The sequence below is a fragment of the Pseudomonas sp. SR18 genome (assembly GCF_023701505.1).
Classification (GTDB): domain Bacteria; phylum Pseudomonadota; class Gammaproteobacteria; order Pseudomonadales; family Pseudomonadaceae; genus Aquipseudomonas; species Aquipseudomonas cyclaminis.
In genome coordinates this window covers 86,410-112,580 of record NZ_JAMQAU010000004.1, presented here as the reverse complement: position 1 = coordinate 112,580, position 26,171 = coordinate 86,410, and the positions used below count along the sequence as shown (strand labels likewise).

At 55.2% G+C, this 26,171-nt stretch carries 18 protein-coding genes; 8 read left to right on the top strand and 10 right to left on the bottom strand.

What is annotated here, in order from left to right:
• Nucleotides 1-342: 342 nt before the first annotated feature.
• From NDJ82_RS08110 to tnpC, 7 genes are all read left to right on the top strand, one after another.
• A complete protein-coding gene (locus NDJ82_RS08110; RefSeq protein WP_250925280.1) occupies nt 343-2,418 on the top strand; it encodes an AAA family ATPase in 2,076 nt (691 codons plus the stop codon).
• Entirely contained in the window at nt 2,415-3,968 is a 1,554-nt protein-coding gene (locus NDJ82_RS08105; protein ID WP_250925279.1) for a hypothetical protein, read from the top strand. The genes NDJ82_RS08110 and NDJ82_RS08105 overlap by 4 nt, the downstream gene beginning before the upstream one ends.
• Entirely contained in the window at nt 3,962-9,373 is a 5,412-nt protein-coding gene (locus NDJ82_RS08100; RefSeq protein WP_250925278.1) for an FtsK/SpoIIIE domain-containing protein, read from the top strand. Before NDJ82_RS08105 ends, NDJ82_RS08100 begins: the two co-directional genes overlap by 7 nt.
• Before the next feature lie 15 nt (nt 9,374-9,388).
• Nucleotides 9,389-11,743: a DUF262 domain-containing protein gene (locus NDJ82_RS08095; RefSeq protein WP_236277579.1), complete on the top strand. Its 2,355-nt coding sequence runs from the start codon at nt 9,389-9,391 to the stop codon at nt 11,741-11,743.
• A gap of 271 nt (nt 11,744-12,014) precedes the next feature.
• A complete protein-coding gene (tnpA, locus tag NDJ82_RS08090; RefSeq protein ID WP_065925101.1) occupies nt 12,015-12,347 on the top strand; it encodes an IS66-like element accessory protein TnpA in 333 nt (110 codons plus the stop codon).
• Complete coding sequence (gene tnpB, locus NDJ82_RS08085) at nt 12,344-12,679, top strand: IS66 family insertion sequence element accessory protein TnpB (protein ID WP_250925277.1); 336 nt, start codon at nt 12,344-12,346, stop codon at nt 12,677-12,679. The genes tnpA and tnpB overlap by 4 nt, the downstream gene beginning before the upstream one ends.
• 81 nt (nt 12,680-12,760) lie before the next feature.
• Nucleotides 12,761-14,287 carry an IS66 family transposase gene (gene tnpC, locus NDJ82_RS08080; RefSeq protein ID WP_250925276.1) on the top strand — a complete coding sequence of 509 codons (1,527 nt, stop codon included), beginning with the start codon at nt 12,761-12,763 and terminating at the stop codon, nt 14,285-14,287.
• On the opposite strand, the gene NDJ82_RS08075 is transcribed toward tnpC, so the two are convergent.
• The 10 genes from NDJ82_RS08075 to NDJ82_RS08035 all read right to left on the bottom strand — a co-directional run bounded on the left by NDJ82_RS08075 (nt 14,288) and on the right by NDJ82_RS08035 (nt 24,299).
• Complete coding sequence (locus NDJ82_RS08075) at nt 14,288-14,887, bottom strand: hypothetical protein (protein WP_250925275.1); 600 nt, start codon at nt 14,885-14,887, stop codon at nt 14,288-14,290.
• 283 nt (nt 14,888-15,170) lie between these two features.
• Nucleotides 15,171-16,013 (bottom strand): phosphoadenosine phosphosulfate reductase domain-containing protein, encoded by an 843-nt coding sequence (locus tag NDJ82_RS08070; protein ID WP_024657948.1) that lies wholly within the window; start codon nt 16,011-16,013, stop codon nt 15,171-15,173.
• Nucleotides 16,006-19,368, bottom strand: a complete 3,363-nt coding sequence (locus NDJ82_RS08065; RefSeq protein ID WP_250925274.1) for an ATP-binding protein — start codon at nt 19,366-19,368, stop codon at nt 16,006-16,008. The genes NDJ82_RS08070 and NDJ82_RS08065 overlap by 8 nt, the downstream gene beginning before the upstream one ends.
• Nucleotides 19,328-20,251: a DUF4007 family protein gene (locus NDJ82_RS08060; RefSeq protein WP_192552859.1), complete on the bottom strand. Its 924-nt coding sequence runs from the start codon at nt 20,249-20,251 to the stop codon at nt 19,328-19,330. The genes NDJ82_RS08065 and NDJ82_RS08060 overlap by 41 nt, the downstream gene beginning before the upstream one ends.
• A gap of 293 nt (nt 20,252-20,544) precedes the next feature.
• Nucleotides 20,545-20,739: a hypothetical protein gene (locus tag NDJ82_RS08055; protein WP_192552860.1), complete on the bottom strand. Its 195-nt coding sequence runs from the start codon at nt 20,737-20,739 to the stop codon at nt 20,545-20,547.
• Nucleotides 20,736-20,861, bottom strand: a complete 126-nt coding sequence (locus NDJ82_RS27425; RefSeq protein ID WP_263974438.1) for a hypothetical protein — start codon at nt 20,859-20,861, stop codon at nt 20,736-20,738. The genes NDJ82_RS08055 and NDJ82_RS27425 overlap by 4 nt, the downstream gene beginning before the upstream one ends.
• A 20-nt stretch (nt 20,862-20,881) precedes the next feature.
• Nucleotides 20,882-21,790 carry a recombination directionality factor gene (locus NDJ82_RS08050; protein WP_250925273.1) on the bottom strand — a complete coding sequence of 303 codons (909 nt, stop codon included), beginning with the start codon at nt 21,788-21,790 and terminating at the stop codon, nt 20,882-20,884.
• Between the two features lie 90 nt (nt 21,791-21,880).
• Nucleotides 21,881-22,882: a YqaJ viral recombinase family nuclease gene (locus NDJ82_RS08045; protein ID WP_250925272.1), complete on the bottom strand. Its 1,002-nt coding sequence runs from the start codon at nt 22,880-22,882 to the stop codon at nt 21,881-21,883.
• A gap of 79 nt (nt 22,883-22,961) precedes the next feature.
• Nucleotides 22,962-23,930 (bottom strand): DUF932 domain-containing protein, encoded by a 969-nt coding sequence (locus tag NDJ82_RS08040; RefSeq protein ID WP_250925271.1) that lies wholly within the window; start codon nt 23,928-23,930, stop codon nt 22,962-22,964.
• A gap of 96 nt (nt 23,931-24,026) precedes the next feature.
• Nucleotides 24,027-24,299 carry a hypothetical protein gene (locus NDJ82_RS08035; RefSeq protein ID WP_250925338.1) on the bottom strand — a complete coding sequence of 91 codons (273 nt, stop codon included), beginning with the start codon at nt 24,297-24,299 and terminating at the stop codon, nt 24,027-24,029.
• An 847-nt stretch (nt 24,300-25,146) separates the two neighbouring features.
• Between NDJ82_RS08035 and NDJ82_RS08030 the strand changes: the two genes are divergently transcribed.
• Nucleotides 25,147-26,169: a helix-turn-helix transcriptional regulator gene (locus NDJ82_RS08030; RefSeq protein ID WP_250925270.1), complete on the top strand. Its 1,023-nt coding sequence runs from the start codon at nt 25,147-25,149 to the stop codon at nt 26,167-26,169.
• Nucleotides 26,170-26,171 lie beyond the last annotated feature (2 nt).

Sequence of the window (26,171 nt, the reverse complement as noted above, 5' to 3'; positions counted from 1 at the left end):
AGGGAAGGCCTGTTAATCCATGGGCCTGATCGCGTCCGTGCTTGACGCTAGCCGAACGCGAGGCAACGGCCTCCGTTGCGTTAACGCTACACTAGGCATCTTATTACTCCTACATGCCGGCGGCCTGAGTATGTTGCCAAAAAAACCGAGCATGTCTTTACCCGTGCTTGGTCAGTAGATAAGGTAACGAACATCGCAAATGGAAGGTCGCGGTACAGCAGGGATGGTTTTCAATATGTGCTGCTGTCGCAGCCTTACAGTACACCTCCCCTCTGATCCCCGACAGTCTTTGATTGATTTTGATGGTACCTGTCAAGACTGGTGCCAGAGGGGGTTTGGTGCATGAATGAGTTGGTTGAGGCCTTGCTGGCCGCCGTTCCCTCCGATGGCTCCAGTATTGGAAACCAGTCGTTGCTAGAGCACCTCAGGATTCAGTTTCCACAGCTAAGAGATGAGTTTTATTGGCAGACGCGTGACGCCCTGATAGGACAGGGGGTGTTGCAGGCCGGTAAAGGTCGTGGCGGCTCTGTACGGCGTACTGACATTGAGGTTCCACCGGCAAGTGATTGGGTTCAATTCCTACGTAGCTATGGGCCGTCATCGAGCAATCTGGCGATGTTCGACGAGTACGTTTCGAGGGCGTTGGCACAGGCAGGAGTAAAGCCGATTAGCCTGTCGACACCTCTATTAGAGGACATGGTGGGGCACATTGAATCCAAGGCGCCAGGATCCATTTTGATAGCTGGAACAGCTGGTGATGGTAAGACGTACCATTGCCGTGCCCTGTGGGAGCGCATTGGGGGGGACCCCAAGGCTTGGGCCGCCAAGGGCAACGTGAAAGAGTTACATCTGGCGGATGGTCGCTTGGCTGTCTTTATCAAGGATCTTTCCGAGCTCAATGGCGACGAGAGCGATCTGCCATTGCGGCGACTGGAAAGATCGGTGCTAGAAGGCGATGATTCTGAGGTAGTGATTCTTGCCGCAAACCATGGCCAAATTCTTGATCGTCTACGTGATCTAGGCCGTCGCCAGGAGCGTGATCACCCACTTCGCAAGCCGCTGCAAGAGCGCTTCTTACAGGCCGGGCCAGCTCCTGAGCGCCTGGCTGTGTTCGATCTTAGTCGCTCGACTAGCCGCAAAACGTTAGATGAGGTGGCTATGGCTGTGGCGGGGCATCCCGAGTGGGACAACTGCAAACGCTGTGCACTTCAGGCCGACGGTAAAGTTTGTCCCATCGACGAGAATCGCCGCAGGCTTTTGGGTGAGGCGGATGGTGGACAGCTCTCTCGTCGCTTGGGCGATTTGGTTGAAGTCGCCAGGCACAATGGGCTGCATCTACCTATACGCGACTTACTTGCGCTTTGTTCAAATATGATCCTCGGTTGCTCCGATGCCAAGCAGGCCAAGGACAACCTGCTGACCTGTGCCGATGTCGCGAAGATTCAGGAAGGAGGCACTCTTGGGGCGGCTAGTGTCTATGCCAACGCCTTCGGAGCCAATCTCCTTAAGCGAAGGACCTCTGACCGCCCTATCTTCAAGGCGATGTCCAGCTTTGGCGTGGGCGATGAGTCCACCAATGCTGCTGATGGGTTGCTGGTTTATGGGAAGGACGATTTGCGGCTGCAAGCCGACTTCGAGCGTTTGGTCGCGATCGATCCTATCTATGGGGCCACGACTGCCTTCCGCGCTGCCCAAAATTCCTATTTGGAAGGGTATGAGGGGGCACGCTTGGAAGGAGAGGCGGCCGAGTTCCTTACGATGCTTCAAGACCAGCGACGCAGGCTCTTCTTCACACTTCCGGATGGGGAAAGAGGTTATCCGCATTGGTCGATGACAGCATTCTGCTTTGCTGGGGACTACTTGGAAATCATCGAAGCGCTCAAGGCGCAGAAGCCCGTTAGCGAGATAGTCCGCGGGCGCCTTGCTAAGGGCCTTAACCGCGTATTAACAGGTCTCCTTCTCGAAAACGAAGATCGCATCTTCATCGCTAGTTCGGGCGGTTTCACTCAAAGCCGAGTCAGCGTGCTTTGTGACCACGAGACGTTCTCCCGCAGGCAGGGCGGCGTAGGTATGGCGATCAAGCTTGTCGAGGATACGGGCCGCCCTCGACTCGACGTTTCGCTCGCTGCGGGCCCGGGCAATTCGGTTGCTTTCGACTTGACCCCTATCCGTCATGAGTTTCTCTCGCGTGTGGCTGAGGGGGCTTTGCCAGCGAGCTTCTCCAATGAGTGCCTCGAAGATCTGCTGGCTTTCAAGGCGAAGCTCTTACGGAAGGCAGAGATCGTCAAGAAAGCCAGCCTAGCAGGAGATGATGATGAAGTAGGTAGTGAGACCGCCATGCTGACACTCAACTTCATCGATATTGAGCCAGGTGGTCGCGGCTTTTCACGTCCTGTGACGGTGAGGATCTCGGAATGAGTGGAATAATCAAGAGGCCTGAGATTAAAAGCGTCGATTTTTGCGTCGACGAGAACATTTGGGGTCATCGCCTTTATGACGAGCAGCTTCCTCACCTGACTGTTCTAGAGTTCTTGGGCGTACTCGGCTCGAATTTGGATCAGCCGCTCAGGCCTCACCAGGATCAGGGCGGCTCAGTTATGTTCAAGCCGCAGCGGCAAGTCCGTTTGCGTGGGTTACTGTTCAACAACCCATACGTCGAATCGATTGCGGAGAGCGCCGCGTCTGATGAGGAGAAGTGGAAGCAGTGGTTTGAGCGCTTTGGACAGGGAGCCACAGGTAATGGTGATGAAGACATGACCTATCTGCGCCGCTCATTCACTAGCTTTGATGACTTCGCAAAGGCTATCGAACTGCTGCGTTCCTCGTCATTCGAGTCTCGCAGTAACAAGCGTTGGAGTTCCAAGTTCGTCTTTCCTTTCGGCCCAGACGCTCTTTATGAGGACTTGGCGATCAATGCAAAAGGAAATATGAGCAACGATCGTCGCTTCTTTGCTCGTACAGGCGAGCTGCTCTATCTCATGCTCACACGGGCTAAGCGTGGAGCGGAGCTCGGTGACAGCCTTGCCAAGCGCCTATTCGATAACGAAGCAACGATGAATCGTTTGATTAGGGCTCTGCAAGGTACGCCGCAGGGTGTCGAAGAGCCCCGGCTTTCGGGTTATCTACCCGAAATTGCCAATAATCGTTTCGATCAAATCTGCGACGACTGGTTGTCGATCTTGGACAGGGATATGCCGATCTATGATGCATTGGAGCATTTGATCGCGATCACTGGCCTGAACATGCTGCTCTATTTCTTGGAACGAGCTAAGCGGGTTGCTGGTGATGACGATCCGGTCGAGATTATCTGCGAAATCGTCTCCAAGGAGCGAACGAAGGTGCGAGCGCTTTCTGGCGATAGCTATCAATTCAATCAAGGGCTGCCAGCAAAGGCGGTGCGGGCTCATGTTGAGTCGATCCGGTTGAATGTTGAATGGGCTGCAGCTGAATCTGCAGAGTTTCCGGATGCTGAGCGTGTAAAACTCATGCGTGAGTGCTTCCAGTGGCCGCCGACTGATGGTGGCGACGACGAGGACTCCACCGATAAGAGTCCAGATGAGTTGGTTACCAAACTGGCTGATAATGCTTTGGCACGCCATCAGCAGCATGTCGGCAAAATTCATGCGTCATGGTCGCGTGCTATCGGGCTCAGCTCACGCAGACTATCGAGACGCACCCGCTATGCGCCGAACGATAGGTTACTCAAGTCGATTGTGGTTTCCATCGTGGAAGACAGGATGCAGTTCGATGAGTTTCTCGCCGAAGCCAAGTGCCGATATGGCCTGGTAATTGGTGACGCAGAGGGTGCGCGCTTAGTCAGCGCCAAGTTAGTAGACCAAGAAGAACTCAGCGAGAACCGAAACAATCTTGAGGCCCGTCTCGTCAGCTTGGGCTTGGTTCGCAGGCTTTCTGACTCCTGCTCATTTGTAGAAAACCCGTTTGCGTTTCAGGGAGAAGCGGCATGCTGACTGATCGCATTATTGGGCGTGTCGGCGCGAATATTCTCGCCCAACGCATATCTAATCCTGGCCAGTCTGGTGATTTGGCTGCGCTCTTCAGGCTAGACAAGCTTTCATCCAGTCAGATCGGGGCAGTCGCACGAGCCATCCTTGCCAATCCGGACCTGCTTGCCCGGGTAGAACTCATGATCCCGGAGGCCTTGGTAGAAGGCCAAGGCCTACCGTCTGACATTCTGATTCCACATAACGCAGGCTATGTGCGCAATAACGCTTTGACCGCCAAAGCGGCGATCCTGACTGCCAATGGCAACGAGCACAACCTCGCGGACACATTGGGTCATGTCATGGCCATTGGCGCCAAGGAGATGCGGGCTGACCCTGATCCGTGGGTCGAGGCCACGCTTCATTCGGGCGGTATTGCACCAGTCCTCGACGACCGATCGGTGTTCCATTCAGCCCTAGCCGGATTGTTAGCATCCTCGGAACTTTCGTTAGTGCAGCTTGGCGAGTTTTGTTCTGCGATTGTCGAGGCTATCGCCACGCACGGGCTGCCCATCCGTGATGCTGTTGGTTACGCCTTACCATGCGCGGGACTCCCCAGAGACAGCGCCTTCTTCTCGAATGCCAAAACTTTCTCAGCATCGCGTAAACCATGGCACAAGGCTTTCACCAAACTCTTTGCTCAGCGTGCGCCGCTGCTTAAAAAACTCCGCCAGAATGGCCAGCCTCTTGACTCGGAGGAGATTAATGAGCGAGTCGAGGCTAATACTGCAGAAATTTCGGAGGGGGCCCGCCAAGCCCTTGATGCATTCGTCGCAGCTCCTGCTGGAGATCAAGAGGCATCCGATGCCCTCGCCCAATTCGAGTGGGAAAGCGATGGCGTTTATCTTGCCTTTGACAAACCGAAAGAAAAGCAACTTGGCTTAGCAGAGTCCACGATCCGTTTCTTCGATCATGAGTGTGATCAGGAGGACTCACTCGATGCCGAGGGTCGCAAGCTATTGGAGGACTTGAAGGGGCGTGAGCGTCGCTCTGACTTCACGGAGGAGGACGAAGAATTTTTCGTTAAGCAGCGAAGGCTCTTGGAGCAAGACAGCAAACTTTGCTCGCGCTGGGAAAAAGCTCTCTATGGCAAGCCCATTGACTGCAATGACTTCTTCGAAGGCTTCGCTCGAGTGGTTAATAGCTTGCATGCCGGCCTGCGTGATTCGGAAGGAGAGCGGATCCTACGTTTCACTGTGACCAAAGGCCGTAAGGAGTGGCGCGAGCGATTCAACTACGACGCCGGCAGCTACTTCTCGGCTATGTACCGCGGCTTAAAGGAGCTCATGGGCTCCAAGGTAGAGTGGAAGGTCGAGCGGTTGGGCAATGCAAACTTACCCGATCCCCTCTTCGACTATGAGGCCTTCTTCGCTAAGGAGAAGGAGCTTCGCAATGATAAGAAGAGCAAGGTTCGTCCGAACCCGTCGCTATCGCGCCTAGCCCTGCAGATCAAGTTTGACGTTGCCTTGATCCAGATCGCTAAGGACAAAGAGGCAGTGTTAGCTAAAACGCAGCTCCTTTGGAGCTACAGGCCCACGTCAATTGGCTTGTCGATGGTCGCAGACATGGGCCGCCTCTTGGAGAAGGGCGCGGTAGGTTGTACCGAAGTCCCCCGCAAGTTAGTAAGCAAGAAGGGTGGGGTACAAAACGTCTCGTTGCTCGACACCGGGACGCTGGAGGCGACTTACTCGACTGATGCGGGGTCGCTGGTTTCTTCGGCCAGCAAGCTCCAAAGCCTGCGCCATGTGATTAAGACCCGGATCAAAGAGCTCGCCGAGCAGGGTAGGCTGACGGCTCATCAGCAGAGCGAGGTAAAGGTATCGTGGGATAAGTTCGAGGAGGATTACATCAAGGCGATGGAGGACTTCGTCACGACTGGGCTACATGGCGATGCCGTTATGCGTCAAGCGGAGTCTTACGCCGAACTGTTGAACACCTTGATGGTAAATGCTCGTGGTGATGTGTGTCGCTCGCGGCTGGTCGCTGAAATACTATCGGTCGGGACGGTGCGTGTTGCCGGCGAAAACCCAGCAGTTATCATCCCGCCTTGGCATCCAGAACGAATGAAGGCTCTTGCGGTAAAGACGCGACGCGTTGCCGGTTTCGCTACACACTTGCTCTCCAGCGCTAGCATTCTCTATGGTGACCGCGAGATTTTTATGCGGGAACTTACCGACGAGATCGCTCATCCGTTCTATCCAGAGATTGCGGTTCTCAATCGGGGCGGCGCTTTGACGCTTGTCTCGGAGAGCAGCACGGTTAACGGTTATAGTCTTTTGGAGTCACCGACGCGTGGCGCTGAGGAAGCCATGACCGATGTCGATCCAACGGCTGCAGCCAAACAGGCGCGCGAGCTCTTGGAGCGTTATGTTGGGCTGCAGCCCCACGAGGCAAGCAACCTTAGCGTTGTGCTTTATAACGCAGATGCAGCTGAGTTGCCGCTGGCCACAGTGCGCGAGCTCTCCTCTATACAAGAGGATGGCAAGCTCCAATGCAGCGTTTCGGTACGCCACTCAGATCAAGGAAAGCTGCGGCGAGTCTATGGCGAGCTGGTCAACAAGGCTGGTGATGATCCCGATCTGCCAGTAGTCAGCGAAACCAGCGAAAACTTCATCTCGAAGCTGCGTATTTCTGTAATGCCCCTCTCGGCGACTCCAAGAGAGAGTGCGCTGGGTTTTAAGGCTTTCGATGTGGCTTTCCTGCATGACGTGGTCGCGCGCGAGGCCCAAACAGAATGGCTCCCAGTGCAGTGGACCAACGATCGGCCGAACTTGGATCATGCGCCTTCCCGCTGGTCTTACCGGAGCGTGTCAGGTGAGAACGAGCTGAAGTCGACCACATTCCTAGTTTGCCCATGGCAAACGGCATCAGGTTGGGCGTACGTGTCGGCTGTCGCCGCAGTTTGCCGGCAGACGGACGCTATGCCAGGGGAGCGATTACTGCCTGCACGCCGCATTTCCCTTCAAAGCCCAGCTCTGGCTGAAATAATCAGGGACGCTCACGAGTTGGCCGAATGGGTAGCCACCTACGACGAGCTTCTCGACAAGCGCCAGCTTCAGCACAACAACATTACGGTGGTGCGCTACCGTAGAGGCTCGACTAATGGCCGCAATATGATTGTTAGCTCGACCTCGGAGCTTCGGTTGTTGAGCGTGTTGGTTCGTAGACGCTTGGATGAGTTGAATCTCCAGCTCGGATCCGACGAGATTCAAATCGCTGTCGACAAGGCGAAGCGCGACGCACTTTCAGTCTCCGGAGATATCGTACTGCGTGCAGCCAAGCGAGGTGTATCTGCAGGAGAAATGCTAGGCCTTGTGCTAAGTCGTTACTTGCTTGCAGAGGAGTTCCAAGCCTCAGCGAATGGTAGGCAGGTATTGACCGCCTATTTCCTACTCGACGATTACGCAAGCTGGCTATCTCAACCTGAAAGCCGTATCGCGGATATTTTGGCGCTCAACGTTGAGGAGTACGAGGAGACTGTTCGCGTCGTCATTTCAATTGTTGAGGCAAAATATGTTGGAGCCGATGGGGTGGCTCAGGCGCGACGAGGCTCCAAGGATCAACTATTAGCAACATTAGGCATGTTCCGTGAGGCGCTGTTCGGTGATCCTGGTCGCCTTGATCGGGATATTTGGTTGGCCCGCTTGGCCGATATGCTTATAGATGCGGACATCCCGCCCGGTATGACGGATTTGATGGAGCGTGCTCGCGCCAAGTTGCGAGATGGCGATGTAGAGATTTCCCTGCGTGGGTACTCGCACGTTTACGTTCACACCTCGGACGCAGGTTCCGCCTCGGCGTCTGAGCAGGAGCTTCTTGATGAGACAGGGGGCGTTATGGCTTGGCAGGAGGTTTTCGATCGGCCGGACTTGCGAAAACTCGCCGAAGCTTATGCTAAAGGCTCTGGAGGTCACGAGGTTCGATCAGGTATTGGGGCCCAGCAGCCTTGGGAAGGGCACTGTTTTAAATTGCCCGCCCCGCGAGTGCCATGGTTGGCCGCAATAGGTCAGCTATCAAGTGGGCAGATTGATACGTTTGCTGAAGAAGCCGCTTCGTTAGGTAACGACGCCGAGATGGCTGCGCCGAGTTGTCCAGTGGTTGCGCCTCCAGTACTGACAGAGGAGCCGGTTCTTGCATCCGTAGCTATTGCAGATTCAACTTCAGATCAGCTTTCTGTTACGAGCTCCAGCTTCGGGGGCGGGTTCTCTGATCTGGTCGCGTCAAAGTTCTCCGGTGGTGCGCAAGCCGATGTCGAACGGGAGGAATGGGCTCAAGAGGTCACAAAGAGGCTTAAATCTGCGCTTAATAGCTACGGTCTCCAGGCGGCTGTTCTAGGCACTCGCTTGACTCCAAACGGCTGCCTAGTTCGTTTGGCAGGTTCTGATCGCTTGCGTGTCGAAGATATCGAGAATAAACGAACACAACTCCTTACTACTCACGCCATCAACCTAGTAACTGTCCAACCTAAGCCAGGCGAGATCGTGGTTACGGTCGCTGGCGCAAAGAGGCAGGCTGTGTCCCTTTGGGAGCTCTGGTCGCGTCGAGACCTCAATAGAAATGTTGCGGGTATCAACACCTCATTTCTACTGGGGCTCCAGGAGATTAATGGCGCGTTGCTGTATCTGAATCTGGGCGCTGAGTTTGGTGGGCTTTCATCGCATGAACCGCACTCATTGGTGGCTGGAGGTACGGGCAGCGGCAAATCGGTGCTCATCCAGGCCCTTATATTAGATATCGCTGCGACCAATCCTAAGGAGCTAGCCCAAATCATCTTGATTGATCCTAAGATGGGGGTTGACTACGCGCCATTGGCCGACTTGCCGCACATGCGGGATGAAATCGTAACCACCAAGGAGAAAGCATCCGAGGTTCTTGACGCTCTGGTTGAGGAGATGGAGGACCGCTACCGCGCTTTTGCGAAAGCCAGAGCTCGCGATTTACCGACCTATAACTCGAAAGTATCGACCGAAGAGCGACTGCCAATGGTCTTCCTGATCCACGACGAATTTGCAGACTGGATGCTCGACGATGCTTATAAATCCGCAGTCGGTACGGCAGTTCAGAGGCTGGGCGTAAAGGCACGTGCGGCAGGTATTCATTTGATCTTCGCGGCACAGCGTCCAGACAAGGATGTGATGCCGATGCAACTGCGAGAAAATTTGGGCAATCGGCTGATCTTGAAGGTCTCCAGCGAGGCCACATCCAAGATTGCGCTCGACCGGCCAGGAGCTGAATTGTTGCTGGGCCGAGGGCATCTGGCCGCCAAGCTCAACGGCGAGCAGGGCCTTGTTTTCGCGCAGGCTCCTTTTTTGTCAGATCAAGATATCGAGGCGGCTGTGGCCGCAATCCGAGCTGATAACTCAAGCCAGTAACTTAGGAATTTATTTGTGGCGCAACCTTTCAAACACGATGCAGCTAGCCTTTACGACTTCTTCTCCCAGGGAGGGCGCGGCTTTTACGTTCCTTACTATCAGCGCAACTACTCATGGGACGAGGAGAACGCTACGAAGCTCATTGAAGACATTTTCTCGAGCATCAAACGCACATTGACAAAGCCCGAAAATAGCATCTTTCTGGGGACGGTCATTCTTCATGAAGAGAAGAATGTGCAGACAGGCATCCACTCCGACACTCCAAATTTGTTGACTAAGGTGGCTAACGTTGTCGATGGTCAGCAACGCATCACCTCGATCTCTATTCTCGCTTGCGCTATCGAAGAACAGATCAATCAGATGGTGCCTAAGCTCAAGGCGCTTGCAGGTTCCGCGCCGGAGTTCACTACGCTGGCCACCGAGTTGACTGATGAGCTTCCGAACATTCGCCCGTTTTACGCAGTTGAAATCACGAAGACCGGTGCGCAGCCGAAGTTGAAGCCGAAGATTATTAGAGCAGGCGACATCTCCTCGAATCCGGTTTCGGATCAATGGACTCTCTGCGGAGACATCAACCATTACTATCGGTCCAATACATCGAGTTTCCTCTCGAGTTTCATCGCAGGTATAGCTATCGATTCGATCTCGACAGACGAGCGGGTACGATCGGTATCGGAGGTTTTTCGACAGAAAATCAGCGAAGAGATCAAGGCGGCGGACGCATCGCTTGCAACTGGGTTGTTTTCGGCGAATTGTGTCACCGATGGAAGTCTGTCCAACTTTATGGCTTATCCCCCTATCTGGGCGAATATCCACACCCTTCCGCCAGATGAGCAATCTCTCTACTACGGTGGGATGTTGTTATTGGCAGTCTGTTCGTTCCTGAAGAATTCATGCCATCTGGTTGTGATCGAGTGTTTGGATCTTGGCTTGGCTTTCGACATGTTCCAGTCGCTGAATGCTACAGGTACTCCGCTGACCGCATTCGAAGTGTTCAAACCGCAGATTGTTAAAGCCTGGGACGCAGGTTACGCCACAGTTATCAAGCCGCAGGTAGATCGCATCGAGAGGGTGTTTGAGACCGAGAGCAATTCGTCAGACAAAGAGGAGCTGACCGACAAGGTTATCGTGTCCTCAGCCTTGGTATTTAATGGGATGGAGCGAAGCCGGCGCTTTAGTGAAGAGCGTGACTGGCTGACCGACACACTTGAAGGGTCTCTTGCCGCAGGCGTGCCGACGCAGAAGTCGGTCGATTTCATAACATCTATCGCGGATCAGGCAGAGTACTTCCTAACCTTCGTTAAGCCGCGGAGGTCTCCAAAAAACTCTGCCACATTCGGCTTGTGTAACCACTTGTTGACCATGGGGCTATCGCCACAGCAGGCTGACCGTGCTGCACTTTGTGTGTTCTATCTCAAAGACGCCGGTCATCAGTTCGCGCACGCTGTGCTGAGCGTCTTTTATTCCAAGCTGCTGCGCGCGCAGGCCAGTGCGGCCGCTAAGGTAGCTGCTGCGACTGAGTTCGTAACGGTGTGCGAGGCAACGGCTGCTTTCTTCACGCTCTACATGGGGGCGCAGCAGGGACGCTTCCCTGACTCAGATTACCGAGCCTTGTTCCAGTCGACCGCAGGGAACATCTCGTTCGCAAATGGCGCATCGAATCAGACGGCCGCTTTCGTTAAAGCAGGGTTCAGGCAGGCATTGGGAAATCAGAAGGTCTATGACGCAGCGGACCCAGTCGCAGCTCGTAAAATCTGGGTGGACCTGGCTAAAGAGAACGCCTGGTATTCTCGAAAGGCGGTTTGCCGGTTTGCGCTGTTTGTTTCAGCTCATGACGCTGCACCAGATCTTACGGCCGCTAACGAGGGGCTCTTCACCAATGGGATGCCGAACTCCGCCGATTTGATTAATTGTCGAGTCTGGCATTCTAGCGAATATGAGGTTATCGAGCACGTTGCTACTCGCGAGCGGCCATCGTTGATCAAGTTCCCTGCACACTTCTTTGCCACGATTTATCCTGGCAACTATTCTATCGTCGATAAAATCGGCAACCTGACCCTCCTCTCTGGGCCGGTAAATTCGTCAATCTATTCCGAGTGGCCCGACAAGGCATTCTATTACTGGAATCTCACAACACCAGGATCGACGGCAGCAGGCACCACAGGAGTCTCTCTCGCTGCCTCACTCGGAATTGGCAGCGTACCTCCAGCCCTTTCGTCTTTGGTCGGTGCTTCGAACTACCTCTCACACTTAGCTCCTCTTGCGTTGAGAGGACAGCATGGCCTCCATTGGGATGACGCTTTCATTGCGACGCGCTCCGAGCACTTGTGTCAGCGTGTGTTCGACAAGCTTGACGCCTGGTTGCGTTAAACCATCCCGGGGTTGCGCAGCACTCGGCTCGACCGCTAGTCATCATCGTCTTCATCGCGCTCGTGGTCGTAAAGGTCTTTGTGAAGAGCGAACTCGCTCTTCACATGAAGATCTTGGACGTATTCGAGCGTGCAGTTAGCTATAAAGCGATCGAACTCTTTGGCATAGGGTAACCGTCCGGCCAACACACCTTCCTGACGCCGTCGCATGAGGCGATGGTGTCCACCTAAATTTAAGTGGACACCATTTTTAGCCTTTTAAGCGGACGCCCATGCCACAAGAACGCCGTTCCTATTCCAAGTCCTTCAAGGCCCAGGTCATTGCCGAGTGCGCACAGGCTGACACCTCGATTGCCAATGTCGCCTTGACCCATAACCTCAACGCCAACCTTGTCCATAAATGGATTCGGGTGCATGCGCAGAAAAACCTGGCACTGCAAACCGCCTTTGTTCCGGTCAAGGCATTGTCGTCGACAGCGGTACCTCAAGTTCTTCCTGCCACGATTCGAATCGAAGTGCCTCATTCAAAAGGCGTAGTCGTGGTGAGCTGGCCGGCAGAAAATGCAGCGGCATGCTCCGCTTTCTTGCGAGACCTGCTGCGATGATTCGCATCGACTCCATCTGGCTCGCCACCGAGCCCATGGACATGCGGGCCGGCACTGAAACCGCGCTGGCGCGGGTCGTAGCGGTGTTCGGTGCGGCGAAGCCGCACTGTGCTTATCTGTTCGCCAACCGCCGCGCCAATCGTATAAAAGTGTTGGTGCATGACGGTGTAGGAATTTGGCTTGCCGCCCGGCGTTTGAATCAAGGACGCTTCTTCTGGCCTGGTGTGCGACACGGCTCCGAAGTTGAGTTGGATGCCGAGCAACTTCAGGCCCTGGTACTCGGCTTACCTTGGCAGCGCGTCGGTGCAGGCGGAATCATTTCAATGCTTTAACACCTGCCATGGCGTGCATACCAGCGCAATTGGCCCATCAGTCTATCGCCGCCATGAACCCTCTCTGGCAAAATCTGCGGCATGACTTCGCATCCGAATCTCGATCAATTAAACCCGGAAGAACTGCGTGCCTTGGCGACGCAGTTGATCCAGCGCGTCGAGACGATGGACAAGCAAATCACCCATCACAAGTCGGTCAACGAGAAGCTGGCCCACGAGATCGCGTTGCTCAAACGCTTCAAATTTTCCAAGCGCAGCGAACAGCTAAGTCCGGATCAAGCCAGCTTGCTCGACGACTTGATCGACACCGATATCGCCGCCATCGAAGCTGAGCTTGAAGCGCTGCAACCCGTGCCTCTCGAAGCCAAAATGCGCCAACAGCCCAAGCGCGCTGCGCTGCCACCGCAGTTTCCTCGCACGCTGATCCATCACGAACCGGAAAACAGCCACTGCCAATGCGGCTGCGCCCTCAAGCGTATCGGCGAAGATGCCAGCGAAAAGCTCGACTACACACCAGGCGTCTTCACTGTCGAGCGCCACATCCGTGGGAAATGGGCCTGTGAACAGTGCGAAACGCTGATCCAGGCGCCGGTACCGGCGCACGTCATCGACAAAGGCATACCGACGGCGGGCCTGCTGGCCCACGTCATGGTGGCCAAGTTTGCCGACCATCTGCCGCTGTATCGGCAGGAGAAAATCTTCGGCCGCGCCGGACTGCCTATCGCTCGCTCGACCTTGGCGCAATGGGTGGGCAACTGCGGCGTGCAATTACAGCCGCTGGTTGATGCGCTGCGCGAAGCCGTGCTGACGCACGGCGTCGTCCACGCCGACGAGACCCCGGTACAGATGCTGACGCCTGGCGCGAAGAAAACTCATCGCGCTTACGTCTGGGCCTATGCCACCAGCCAGTTCTCCGAACTGGCGGCGGTCGTTTACGACTTCAGCCCGAGCCGCGCTGGCGAACATGCCCGAGCCTTCCTTGGCCACTGGAACGGAAAGCTGGTCTGCGACGACTTCGCTGGCTACAAGGCAGGCTTTGAACTGGGCGTCACGGAGATCGGCTGCATGGCCCATGCACGCCGAAAGTTCTTCGACTTGCACGCGACCAACAAGAGCCAGATCGCCGAAAAAGCGCTGCACTACATCGCGGCCTTGTACGAAGTTGAGCGAGAGGTTCGCGAGCTGGAACCAGGTGCCCGGCAGGGAATACGGCAGGAAAAATCGGCACCGATCACCGATGCGCTTCATACATGGATGATTGCCCAGAGGCAGCTTGTGCCTGAGGGATCGGCCATCGCCAAAGCCTTAGATTACAGCCTCAAACGCTGGATAGCGCTGACGCGCTATCTCGATGACGGGGCCGTACCCATTGACAATAATTGGTGCGAGAACCAAATCCGGCCGTGGGCTCTTGGCCGCTCGAACTGGCTGTTCGCGGGCTCGTTACGCAGCGGTAAACGTGCGGCGGCGATCATGAGTTTGATCCAGTCGGCGCGGCTCAACGGGCATGATCCGTATGCTTACTTGAAGGATGTTCTTACACGCCTGCCGACGCAGCGTGCGAGTGAGATTACCGAACTGCTGCCGCACAGGTGGGCGCCCGCTTAATCACGCAAGGTGTGTTGGGCAGACGCTTACGGCATAGGCATCTCGGATGGAGTTGTAGTCATAGGATTCAAATCCTTGGGCGAACCATCTGAGGATGATCTGTATGTAGAGGGCTGAAACTCTGCATGCATGTTTTAGCATCAACACCAGCTCTTCGCTGTCCTCGTAGCCACCATAGTCCGCAGGAGGTCCCAAGGGGAAAGTGCCATGCGCGACATGATTTCGAAGGTTGCGCACTAGCTGCAGCGCATAGGTCAATCGGCTTTCGGCTCCCAAGTCGAGCCCGTGAACGGCAGCATTGTGCTCGGCTTTGTATCGAGCGAAGAGCTCGATGAAATTGCCGCAGTGATGTTGGAAGTCCTTTGGCGCAGCTGATACCCCTTTGCTATCAAAGAGATCATCCAGAAGTGCGACTGTCCGCAGGCTGCTCGCCCTTTTGAGCTGTCTTTTGGCTACGCCCTTGCGGACTGACAAGGGGCCATACAAGTGATCAATGAAGCGATAGGCCTCTTCCAAGCCATTGCAGACGAACATGAAGCGCGTGAGCCCGGTGGCATGAGTCGTGTAATGCTTCGCGTGGGCATCGATGTTGTCGCCCACGGTTTCGCAGTAAAGGCCGGCGTCCGGTGATTCGAACTTCTAAGTGTCGACTTCGACTTTCTCGAGCTGAGCGGCTAGCCTGAGCCAGTCTCCGATCGTCTCCGTTTTGATCGTTGCTGTTCCATGCTCGCTCACGTAAGACGACGTATTTCCAAGGTAGTCAGCAGCCAAGCCCACTTCGATCAAGTGTTCAGCAAGCCCCCTAGTCTCTGCGCAAATTGGACAGGGTTGTTGGATGTTGGGTTTCGGATCGTCTGAGTTCATCTGGCCGTTTGCCATGGATTTACTTGTGACAGATGAGGCAGGAGCTATTGCCTTCGTCGTCTCCGTAAACGTCATCGATGTCCTCCGGGAAACTTTTTACTGGGCGGAGTGGGTTTATAGGGATATTTTTACGAAGGCGCGCACGGCGAACTTCATATTCTGCTTTTATCTCAATAATCCGAGCGGGCTTTTCTAGATCCCAAAGCGACTCTCCCTTAGACCAAGTGAAAGGAGAGCCATGCTCCAATGCATCTTTCTCAAGTTCCTTGGCTTTTTCGTAGTCCTCGGGGTGACGCTCTTTGAGGCGAACCCATTCGATCTTCTGTTGGAAGAAACAGAATGTGCAGCCACTGCGAGAGCGCCATTCGTAGTACTTTGGATAACCCAATCCCGAGGACTCGAGAATATCGACGACACTAGCTTTGTCGACGCCCGCCTCACGGAAGGGAAATTTCACAAGCATGTTTTCGGCTTTTGCTGAGTACCCCTCGCGGTACTCCTCATCAGCCCGGATCGCTACATAGGAGAAAACTTTATCTCCTGCTGCCAGCCATGGTTTGACCCACTGTTCGAACGGTGCCAGTTTGAGCTGACGCGTACACCAGCGAGTCTGTGCGCTGGGGAGGAAATGGTTGTATTCACGCAGCCAAAAGCGGAAGTCCCGACGGGGATTAAGTCGCTCTATGGGCTTGCCTAAATAGCCTTCGAGTCGTCCCAGGAACTCGTAGACCTCGGGAAGCTCCTCGCCGGTATCCGTAAAGAAGTAGTCGATATCCAGCTCGGGATGGTGATCACGCATCCACACTGCCAAAGCTGCACTATCTTTTCCTCCGGATAAACCCAGTACGTGTCGCTCAGTCATCCATCTGTTCCTCTTCGATAACCAGATTCATTCCGACTTTGGCCAAGATGGCAAGTAAGATGTCAGTATCAAGACCTTGATCCTCCAGCATTTTGGCTATTTCACTGGCCTTTTCTTCTACTGTTTTACGGTGACGTTCTGAAATAGAAAAGGATCTAGAAATCGTCGTTGTTTCCGCTCCTACGCCAATGACAACTGCGATTGCTTCACTTTGTGCTGGACGATCTTTGACAGCGACGAAGGCCTCAGCCTCGCGGAAACGTCTTGCGAATTGGACGAGTTCGAGCACCGCAGCGTCGATATGGCGGTCAACCCAGTCGCGTGGTGGTTTATCGGCGGCTAGGCTCAGAATACCTTCCAAGACGGAGCGGCTGCCATCGTAAGACGCCAGTCTTGTCGAGAATGCATCGAGCCTGAAGTTGCCTGAAACGCCTGCTACGGCCCGTGCTCTTTCACGGAGTGATTCCAAGTTGTCGAGAGGCGCATCGAGCGCTTTAAGCATCTTGGCTTCTACTTCGGATAGCATCATTGCATAAGCTGTTGCGATTTCTTTCAGGGGCGCGCGCAGAGCATTCACGTAGGCTTTGCCATCGGCTACCTCCAGCAGCGTTGGTAAGTCGACGAACAGAACTTTGTGCGGGTCGCTGGCCTTTAGCAGCATGTCACGAATTGCTTTGGCAGTTTCACCCAGCCGCTGTGTGCGCCGAGACCACTCTGGCAAATTAAAAATTAACGCCACAAGGCCACGCGCCGCCTCTAGAGGATCAGCAGCTCCTCCTATTTCCCCAACTTCCTCGAGGAGATGAGAGATGCCATCTAAAATTCGGCTCTTATCCTCATCAATCGCGATCCAGCGGAGCGTAAAGCGGGTCGGATCTTGGAGGCACTCGTCGATGTCAGCATCGCTGAGTCGAGAGATGAACATGCCTTCCTTGTATACGGCGATGTTGGCTTTGTGCACCAACAAGAATGCTGTCAGAAAAACTGGCAGTATGCCCCGCTTCATGCCGTACGGCGGCATGCTCCAATGGTCATAGATGGTGCTAACGCTTACGCGGGCGCTGGTATCGGCAAAGAGTTGCTGAGTGAACGCCCAGAACTCGGAAAAGCCTTTGGGTGAGGCCTCGCATGGCTCGCAGACGCGCCAAGCCTCTCCCTCTTTACGGTATAGATGTGATGCCACGAGCAGTGTTTCGAAAAGGCCGCGCTCGGCAGGGAAGCCTTCAATACCTAACCGCTCTTGGCCTTCGGCGTTGATCATTGCGTGTAACAGATCACGGCGGGCTTTAACGCTATTGCTCGACACACTATCGCGATTAACTAGCTCGCTCCACACTCGAGGACAATGCTCATAGAGGTCGTCGGCGAGGTCTGAAGCAATAGGTGATAGCTTTGCACCAGGCTCAATAACCTGGTCGTTACCATCATGCCATTTGCACAGTGAGGCAGCAGCTTGAAGTTGGTCCTCAAGGTCGGAGCGAGTAGCGGCCAAGCGGGCGAATACTTCGCGGCGGGCGACAGGGTCTCCTCCGAGCTCGTGGCGTTCCTTTACCTGCTCTAATGCAACCAATTCGGTCGATAGTTCCGCGATGCGGGCATGATTATCCGGGATGCCTACTAGCACCGGCCAAGGTTCTTCGTAAGCACAGGCCTGAGCTCGCTTTCGAGCCTCACGAAGAGGCATGTCTCGGCCGGGAAGCGCAAGGATGAACTGGCCGAACTCTCCCCGCTGGGGTTTGTAAGTACTTGCAATCTTTTCCGCTTGCTCGATGCTTCGCAGAGAAATTTCCATCCAGCGCATTGAGCCCGTTTCGTGGTAGTGCCGCTTGGCGACCACTGGGTGCATTCCCATAAGCTGGGATAATTTGGCGTAGTCAATGCCAGGAGATGACGCTACAGCTTGGGCAATAGCTGCATCGATATCGAAGTCGCTACCTTCGAAAACTGACCAAGCTCCGGTATAGCTCTTGAACAGAGCCACTTTGAGCGAGGCCAGTTTCTTCAGTGCGGCCTCGATCTCATCCTGTGGCACGCTGTGGAAAAGGGTCGACAAGACTGGTAAGTCGGCGGCAAGCCCTGAACCAGTGCGGAAGAGGTCGATGACGGCGATGTTTTTAATCAGAGACACCTGCAGCAAGTCACCAGATTTGGCCTCAGCGCGCTCCACAGCTTCTACAGCTTGGGACCAGCGGTGCCCATCTGCAGAAGCTAGGATGGCAGGCTCTAGGTTCGCACGCAGATATTCCCAATAGTCGCTAGGGCGATACCAGTTCGAGTGGTTCAGCGGAGTCGATTGTAGGTAGGCGCGAAACCCATAAGGCTCGACTGAAGATAGGAAGCCAAAGGTGCTCCGCTCATTTTGACCGAACTGCCGCTTCGATATTGGACCCAACAATGCAGCCATGGTTGGATGCAGCGGCCAGCAGCGTTCTAAAGCAACAGCGAAATCATTGCCGACGGCTGGGCGACGTGACCTGACGGCATCGGCAATAGAATCAGAGGCCCCCCGTATCCACTCGGGTCGCCGCTTTGCATCAATTGCACGGCCGATAAGCTCGACAACCTCGTCGCTTGCCGCCACGAAAGGGAGGTCAAGGTAACGGCCTTGAACCTTGCCCCAGTCGTCACGAGTGTCGATACCAAGACGGTTGGCGTACTGTGCGAAAGATTGATGCAGCACTCCAATCACAACCAGTCTGCCTTCAGCGCGGGCAGATGCTTCTGCGAGCTCTTGGAAGAAGTAGACATCGTCGCCCACGCCTAAGGCCGAAGCTTCAAGGAACTTGCCCATCTCATCAATGAACACCAAGACACCATCGTTCGGGCGGTCTTTGGCTTCGGCGATCAGTTCATTGATGACGTGCTGTGCATTGGGTTTGTTGCGACCTTCAAAACCCTTGTCCTGAGCCTTGCGAAGGGCTAAGTCCAGTTCCTTGACGACACTACCGCGCCGGCCAACCACTGGGATTACGAGCCACCCGTCTTGAACTGGAAAGGCACTGTCAAAGTTTGGCTTCGAGTCCAAATTTAGTGTAGATCGGGCTTTTGCGCGAAGGCTCTTATCAGTATGGAGGGCGCTCGCCAAAGCTACGGCCAGAGATGATTTTCCGCCGCCGAAGGGGCCTGTCCAAGTGAAGCTGCGCTGATTGGTTGCGGCAAGCTGCCTACTCATGCCCTCTACCACAGTCGCTGCGGTCGAATGGAAGATATACCCGTCGAGTGCGTCGGATCGGCCAATGTCCGCATCAATACGGATTGATCTTTGGTACTGGTGAGAAATCTGGACGATGTCGGCGAGCACTGCCTCTCTTACCTCAGTCATATGCGCGCCTAACCATGTCTTGTCGATCGTCATCAGAGAGGTTTTTTTTGTGGACTTGGCGAAGGCCAGCGGAGTCGGACCACGCTAACTTGCCTCCGGTCAGATCGGCCAAAGAGATCAAGCGCTGGGCTATCGACTCTTCGTCGAGCTTAAAGACTCGACCTGGAGAGCCTTCTGCATATGCGATGGTCTCGAAAGCTAGCGAACTTTGGCTGTCTGCAGTTCTGCGCCAAAAATCCATGAGGGCATAAGTGAAGACACCATCATGAAGTGCAGCCTTGGGGCCGCGTCGGAATGCATATTGCCCCTTGTGTACTTCTTGCAGCAGCCCCAATTCCCCGAGTAAAGGCTCGGCAAAATCCTCTGGAGAACCGGTTGCTGCCCGTGGCGCGTAGCTACGTAGACAGGTCTCCAAGTCACGCGAAATAGTTGCTGAAGAAAGGCGGTGCTTGGGATCTAGGCTTCGGGCATACAGGGCCAAAGGCTCTTCGAGTTCTTGGCGTGTAAAGGTTGGAGCTGTCACGTGATTGAAGAGCCAATACCATGTGGTCGAGCGGTGGTGCCGCCCGGCGAGGCGCCAATGTACGAGCCATGCTGTAGACGGGTTCTCCGCATAGGGGTCGAGACCTCCATTTCGCAGTATCTCCATTGCCAGGCTTTTTACGCGGAACGCATCGCCTTCTTCGGCCATGATCCCGCATGACAATGCCCAATGCCGAATCGATGAAACCATGTTTTTACCAACACCGAAGGCTGCGATTGCAGACTCATCGGTGAAGGTTGATTTGGTAATCAGTCCGTCATTGCTCGCTTGATCGAACGCTTTCTTAAGCCACATTTGGCGAAGAGGAAACGTTTCATGTCCGGAGAGGTGCACGGATGCTATTCGGTTAGGTTTGGTGTTTGTATTCTTCATGATTTCAAGCTTACCGCGAACTGGTGGATTACTCCAGTTCGAGACTCTACGAGTTTTAGCTGTATGTGTATACAGTTATTTGGCGTTCATCCGCAACCGATCCTCAGCTCTCGGTGAGGTGCCGGATCGGCTGAACGCGTCGCCCCCCTTTGGAGGAGTTGCTAAGGCAAGGGTATGTCGTCTCATGATCTGAAGTTAGGCCTGGAGTTTTGAGATTGTGTGCTTGGATGACCAAAAAAGAACGCGTTCAATGAGTGAGCAGCCTTGAGGCTGCCCGCTCATTGACTGATAGCTCAACGGCTTCGTTTCTGTTTGAGGTGCTGCAAGGTGATGAAAATAAAGGACGCAAGCAATATCGCCACTAGCACAACAGGCACGCGTAGCAGCATCAGCAGCATAAGCATCACCGCTAGGCAACCAGCCAGGACTCCGACAAAGGCGAACACAGCAGCGAGAAGCTTGAGTACCTCTAACAGCAAAGGTTTCATAAGTGCCCCCGCACGGCCATCGGCACGCAATCCTCGTTCCCGATCACGATGTGGTCGCGTGTCCTGACATCTACCAGGTAGGTGCCGGTGGCTTCTCCGGCTTTTAGCTTATGCAGTTTCATCTATTGCTCCTTGGGCCGGTTTAGGTAGTAACGGATTGCGCCTGGCATTGGGTTGCAAGCTTTTCAGCTAGGTCTGGTTTGCTTGAATGCTGCGGTGGAGGTTTGGACGGGTGTTGATCGGCATTGGCTTCAACTGAAAAGAACTCTTCAATCACGGCGCTACTGTCTTCCTCGTTGTCCTCGAACGCACCGTTACCAAAGCAGCGTCGTGCTGCCTCATCCAGCGCAATCTGATTGAAGCCAGCAGTCTGCCGTTGTGCGTCCAGTTCGTTGGCAGTCAGTAGCGCCTCGGCCATATCCATGCCGGTGCGTACGGTGAGATCGACGTAGAAGATTGGCGTGCTATGGCTCTGCCGAGTTGACTTGCCGCGCAGACGCAGCTCCAGCGGCAGGCAGGCTAGTCGGTTACCCGACATAGCCTGGAAGTAATGCAGGCGTGCGGCCAAGGTGCGGATGCTGTTAAAGCCGGTGGTGCGGAACACAAAGCTTCCGAGCGGATCGTCATCGCCGATCAGTACATTCAGCCGGCCGTAGGGTTTGCAGGCACCGCCTTTGGCCAGCGGGCAGGCATCAGGCGATGGGCAGGGCAACGATTGCATGCCGTCTCGGGTGACACGCTTGCAGGTCTCGCCATTGCCCACGCACAGCGGCCGCCCGGATTGCCGGTCGAACAGCGTGTAGTCGGCGCGAAAATTCAGTTCAGGTTCGTTGAACAGCAGACGTACCGGGATGCTGCGTAGCTTGTACTCCTGGCTTTTGCGCAGCTCATCGTTGAACGGGTGCAGCAGCCAGCCGTCCTTGCCTTGCACCTGTGAAGTGATGGTGAACTGGTCATCTTTCTCCGGCAGGCGTTTGCCGTTCTTCTCGATGACTTTGCCTATGGAAATTCGCCCGAGTACCGGCGGGGTGATAGCCAGACCTTTGAGCATGGTGGTTCTCCTACAAACGAGAAAAGGCCAGCCACGCAGCGTTAACTGTATGGGCTGGCGAAAGGGAGGAAATGGTTAGGCGTGATTGGATTAGCCGACCAGAAAGCGCCTGCTGCCTTCCTTGAGCTTGGTGTAGCGAACCCGCAGGTAGGGTTTGTCCTTCAGCATGCGTTCAACATCGAGCACGTTGCTGTCTTTGGATTTCTTCCAGCTGATAAAGCCGTGGCTGAACTCCGCGCGGGTGGCATCTCCCATGGCCTGTTGCAGCAACTGCTTTAGCTGGGCTTCGCGCGTTTCCTTTTCGCTGATGGATTGGCGCACAGCTTTGAGCTCTAGGTAGGCCGCTACCAAACCAGCGCGGCCACTGAAATCAGCGGTCTGGCCGTTGTCCTTCGGATAGAGCGCACGCAGTGCCATTTCAGCCGAGGCTGAACCATCAGCAGGCGGTGGTGTGTCTGTCTCGACGTAGTGCCAGAACTTACGCTCCAGCTCGATCAGGCGGGCAATCATCAGCTCGTCCCGTTCGATGCGGTGGATCTCTAGGGTCTGGCCGCCCAGCAATACAGCGACATCCGCAGCTTGCTTGCCGGTGACTGCAAGCTGGTGCATTACCTGCAGTTGCACATACTCGGGCACGCCTTCTTTCCAGAGGCGTGCGCCGTTTATGCCGGCTGTCTTGCATTCGAGGATCTGCACATCGTCAGCACCGATTACCTCTCGGTCGATGTTGGCCAGCATCCAGGACAACTCAGGGTTTGGATGCTGCAGTACGGCGTTGATGCGCCGTACGCGTTTGCTGGTGCGCTTGCTGTAATGCCAAGCCACGATCGGCTCCAGCACATTGCCCCAGTACATCGGGCTTTCCTCATCGTGCGGATCGGCCTTAGGCAACGTGGTGTCGCGACCTGTTTTCTCCAGCCACAGCTCTAGCTGCGACTTGTAGGGATTTAGGCCTACTGCAGCGCCAGCATCCGAGCTGCCGATGCCCTGTTTACGCACCATCAGCCAATCTTCACGAGGCAGTTCCTTGGTACTGATTAAACGCAGCGCCGGGCGCGGCTTGCTGGCGCGGCTCAACGAAGTAGCTTTCATAGCGTTCACCTTGTGGAAATAGAAACGCCCGATCAGCAACCAGGCTGATCGGGCGTTATGGAGTGGAGGAGGTAAGCGGTTAGGTCACCAGTTGCAAAGCGGTGTCCAGGGCGCGTTGCTTGATCTGCGCACCTTGGCCGAACCAGGCCGAGTCCATGCGGTATTCGTTGCTGCGGGCGCGGCGCTCGTGATCGACAAACTCGGTCACTGCATTGAGCAGGCCCCATGCAGTGCCACGTGCCGAGTCGAGCTGACTGCCCCGACCACGACCCTCGTACAGTTCCTGAACCTTGCGCAGAGCGCGTTCGTTGGGCAGTACCTCCGGCAGTGCGCCGGTTGGACTCGTCTCACACAACACGGACATGAAGAACCCCAACGCCTCATGCCACTGCACCTTACGCTCAGACAAGGCCCGCATGCGGTACATAAACTCATCCCACTGCGAGACGGCGATGCCGAGCTGCTTCTTCACTGCTTTCGGATCGAAGCGGGTGTTGTGCGGCACCTTGATCGCGCGGCTGTTGCCGTCCAGGGCGATAGTCAGGGTGTTGTTGCACACCACTCGCACGGTGGTTGGTGTTGCTGTGGTGGCCAGGGTGCCGTCGCAGGATGTAGCCAGTAGCAAGTAGCCGTTGACCTGATCGTTACCCTTGAGCGCTGCGCCTTGCCCGGTACGCGCCAGCGCCCAGAATTTTCGACCACCCTTGAGCACGCCGGCGGTTTCCAGCTCATAGCCGGAAACCTCGGTAAGGTCACGATAAAACTCCAACACTTCCCGAGGCTGCACGGTGTGATAGCGCTGGGAGACCACCGACAGCGGTGCCTTGGTGTCCGAACGGAAGAGTACATTCTGCTCGGAGAAGGAATGGATCGCGCCCAGGTGGCCGACGGTCTCTGATTTGAAAAGTACGGGGCTTTCCTGGATCGCCCAGTCCATGCCGGCTTCGCGTTGCCAGACTTCGATGGGTTGTTTCTGGGTGAGTTGATTACCTAGGCCATGCCACGGTGCAGCGCCAGCGTAGGCCATAGTTTCGACGAGATGGGCCATGGTTGAGATTCCTTTGGGTGCAGGCCGGCATAAAGCGCCGCGCCCAGCGCAGCACCGTCCGGACGATATGGATAGAAAAGGTGTGGTCCTGCCAGATCAGGCCGGAAGGTTAAAGCGGTGACCGCAGAGCAAGCAGACGTTGTGGGCTAGGACGTGGCGATCAAGCGACTCACCCAGTTGGGCGCCGAGAGCGCAGCCGCCGACACCGCCGGCCAGTCCGCCGAGGATGGCACCTGACACTGAGCCGAGAGTTATGCCGACGGGCCCGGCAATAGCGCCGATTAGCGCACCAGCCTGACCACCTGCTAGAGCTGCGCTGACGCCACGCGCGGCACCACCTACTGTGCCGATGGCCGCGCCGACTTTCATAGCGTGATGGAAAGAAGCAACTTTTGGGGAGTGACAGCGAGGACACTGCAATGACATGGGATGAACCCTCCTGGTAGTGGTGTCATTGCTGTTATGTAGAGTTGAGATTTTTTTGAATCGAATCAATACGCCTTTGGGCGCGTGTTTTGGTCGCTATGGCAGCGAACGCATCCAGCCGCCTGTATTGGACCGCAATTATGATGAGTTGTGTCTGCTAAGCGAGGCGACACACATTGTCGTACCTACCAGTCAAGCTAGCGCCATTCGACAGCCGTAGGACATCGCTATGCCAATTTCCCCGCGCCCGTTCACCCTTGTCTGTGCTCACTGTTCTTGGAGAAAAACGGTTCTGCCTCACAACGATTTGGCATCGCTCGGCCCAGCTGCGTTCATCCTTTGTCCTGAGTGTCATACCCCTTCGTTGGAGGGGCTGGAGGCCAATCGACATGAGATCCTCAGAACCCGCCTGGAACAATTCCTAAGCCTCAACGATTGACGTTTAAAGTCGCGACACCTTTTGTCGCTCTGCCCCGGTAAATGGTCAAAAAGACCTAGGAGGTTACGATTATGAAAAACCTGTTTGCCGTCATAGGACTTTGTGTGGTGCTAAAGAAAAGCTATGAACTGTATCGCGAGTACAGCGAACTGAAGCGCGAAAGGAACGCGCGCCAGTCTTCTCCCTCCTGAATTAAGGGTAGAACCTCAAGTTCCGCACACCACTGCCGAAAGGCTTATGCCTTATGTCGATTACAATTGATGGCAAAACGCTACTTTAATCAGTAGCATCGACGCCAAATTGACGGCAGCCTCCTGGCTATCAGTTGACCCGCAGAACAAGGTAGTCATCATGTCCCAAGCGAAGGATACGCTGCTCAGGCTATTCGCATTACTGCGCCTGATCCCCACAGAACCGCAGCGAATTGCAGCTCCGACCCTGCTTGAAAAGCTTCGCGATAGAGGGTTTTCCGTAACACTTCGCTCGGTTCAGCGTGATTTGAACCGGTTGTCGACGCCTTTTTCGTTGCAATGCGACGAGAGCGAGATCCCGTTTCGTTGGAGCTTCACGCGGGATGCGCCGCTCAGATTGGAGGATATGGATGCCTCCACCGCACTGGCCTTGTATCTGTCGGAGAGCCATCTGACTACTTTGTTGCCGCAGACTGTTCTGGACCAGCTCGGTCCACAATTTCGACGCGCACGTAACTTCCTGGGTGATCTGGGCCACAACGGATTGGCCGATTGGGCGCGACGAGTTCGGGCGATTCCCAATGGGAGAACCTTGCTGCCTGCTGCGATCGATCCCGACGTCTGGGGGCAAGTGTCTACCGTTTTGCTGGAGCGCCGGCAACTGCAAGTGACTTATCAGAGTCGGAGCAAGGGCGAACTCAAACAGTTTCGCCTTCATCCGGCAGGCCTGGTATCGCGGCATGCCATCAGCTACTTGCTGGCTTCCGTAGATGGCTACGGCGACTTGCGCCAGTTTGCCCTGCACCGTATTCAGCATGTTCGTGTACTCGATGAGCCGTCCGTTTTGCATGCGGCCTTTGATGTGGACGATTACATCGCGACCGGCATATTCAGCCATCGTCAAACCGGCATAGAGGTAGAGCTGATCGCGGATGTTCATCCGCAGATTGCTTTCCTGCTTGGAGAGACTCCGCTGAGTCATGAGCAGACCTTGAGCGATATCCCCTCGCATACCTGGAAGCGTTTACGCGCCCAGGTGCCGCTGGATCGTGAAACGCTGTGGTGGATCTTTGGCCTGAACGACAACATCCGCGTGCATGGGCCACAGGTGTGGGTCGATGAGATAGGGGCCAGGTTGCACGGTATGCAAAACCTCTACACATCAGTTGACCACGCGACATGAAC

Coding starts and splice junctions, on each gene's coding strand:
- NDJ82_RS08110 (WP_250925280.1), top strand. CDS start 343: ATGAATGAGTTGGTTGAGGCCTTGCTGGCCGCCGTTCCCTCCGATGGC.
- NDJ82_RS08105 (WP_250925279.1), top strand. CDS start 2,415: ATGAGTGGAATAATCAAGAGGCCTGAGATTAAAAGCGTCGATTTTTGC.
- NDJ82_RS08100 (WP_250925278.1), top strand. CDS start 3,962: ATGCTGACTGATCGCATTATTGGGCGTGTCGGCGCGAATATTCTCGCC.
- tnpA (WP_065925101.1), top strand. CDS start 12,015: ATGCCACAAGAACGCCGTTCCTATTCCAAGTCCTTCAAGGCCCAGGTC.
- tnpB (WP_250925277.1), top strand. CDS start 12,344: ATGATTCGCATCGACTCCATCTGGCTCGCCACCGAGCCCATGGACATG.
- tnpC (WP_250925276.1), top strand. CDS start 12,761: ATGACTTCGCATCCGAATCTCGATCAATTAAACCCGGAAGAACTGCGT.
- NDJ82_RS08070 (WP_024657948.1), bottom strand. CDS start 16,013: ATGACTGAGCGACACGTACTGGGTTTATCCGGAGGAAAAGATAGTGCA.
- NDJ82_RS08065 (WP_250925274.1), bottom strand. CDS start 19,368: ATGACGATCGACAAGACATGGTTAGGCGCGCATATGACTGAGGTAAGA.
- NDJ82_RS08060 (WP_192552859.1), bottom strand. CDS start 20,251: ATGAAGAATACAAACACCAAACCTAACCGAATAGCATCCGTGCACCTC.
- NDJ82_RS08055 (WP_192552860.1), bottom strand. CDS start 20,739: ATGAAACCTTTGCTGTTAGAGGTACTCAAGCTTCTCGCTGCTGTGTTC.
- NDJ82_RS27425 (WP_263974438.1), bottom strand. CDS start 20,861: ATGAAACTGCATAAGCTAAAAGCCGGAGAAGCCACCGGCACCTACCTG.
- NDJ82_RS08050 (WP_250925273.1), bottom strand. CDS start 21,790: ATGCTCAAAGGTCTGGCTATCACCCCGCCGGTACTCGGGCGAATTTCC.
- NDJ82_RS08045 (WP_250925272.1), bottom strand. CDS start 22,882: ATGAAAGCTACTTCGTTGAGCCGCGCCAGCAAGCCGCGCCCGGCGCTG.
- NDJ82_RS08040 (WP_250925271.1), bottom strand. CDS start 23,930: ATGGCCCATCTCGTCGAAACTATGGCCTACGCTGGCGCTGCACCGTGG.
- NDJ82_RS08035 (WP_250925338.1), bottom strand. CDS start 24,299: ATGAAAGTCGGCGCGGCCATCGGCACAGTAGGTGGTGCCGCGCGTGGC.
- NDJ82_RS08030 (WP_250925270.1), top strand. CDS start 25,147: ATGTCCCAAGCGAAGGATACGCTGCTCAGGCTATTCGCATTACTGCGC.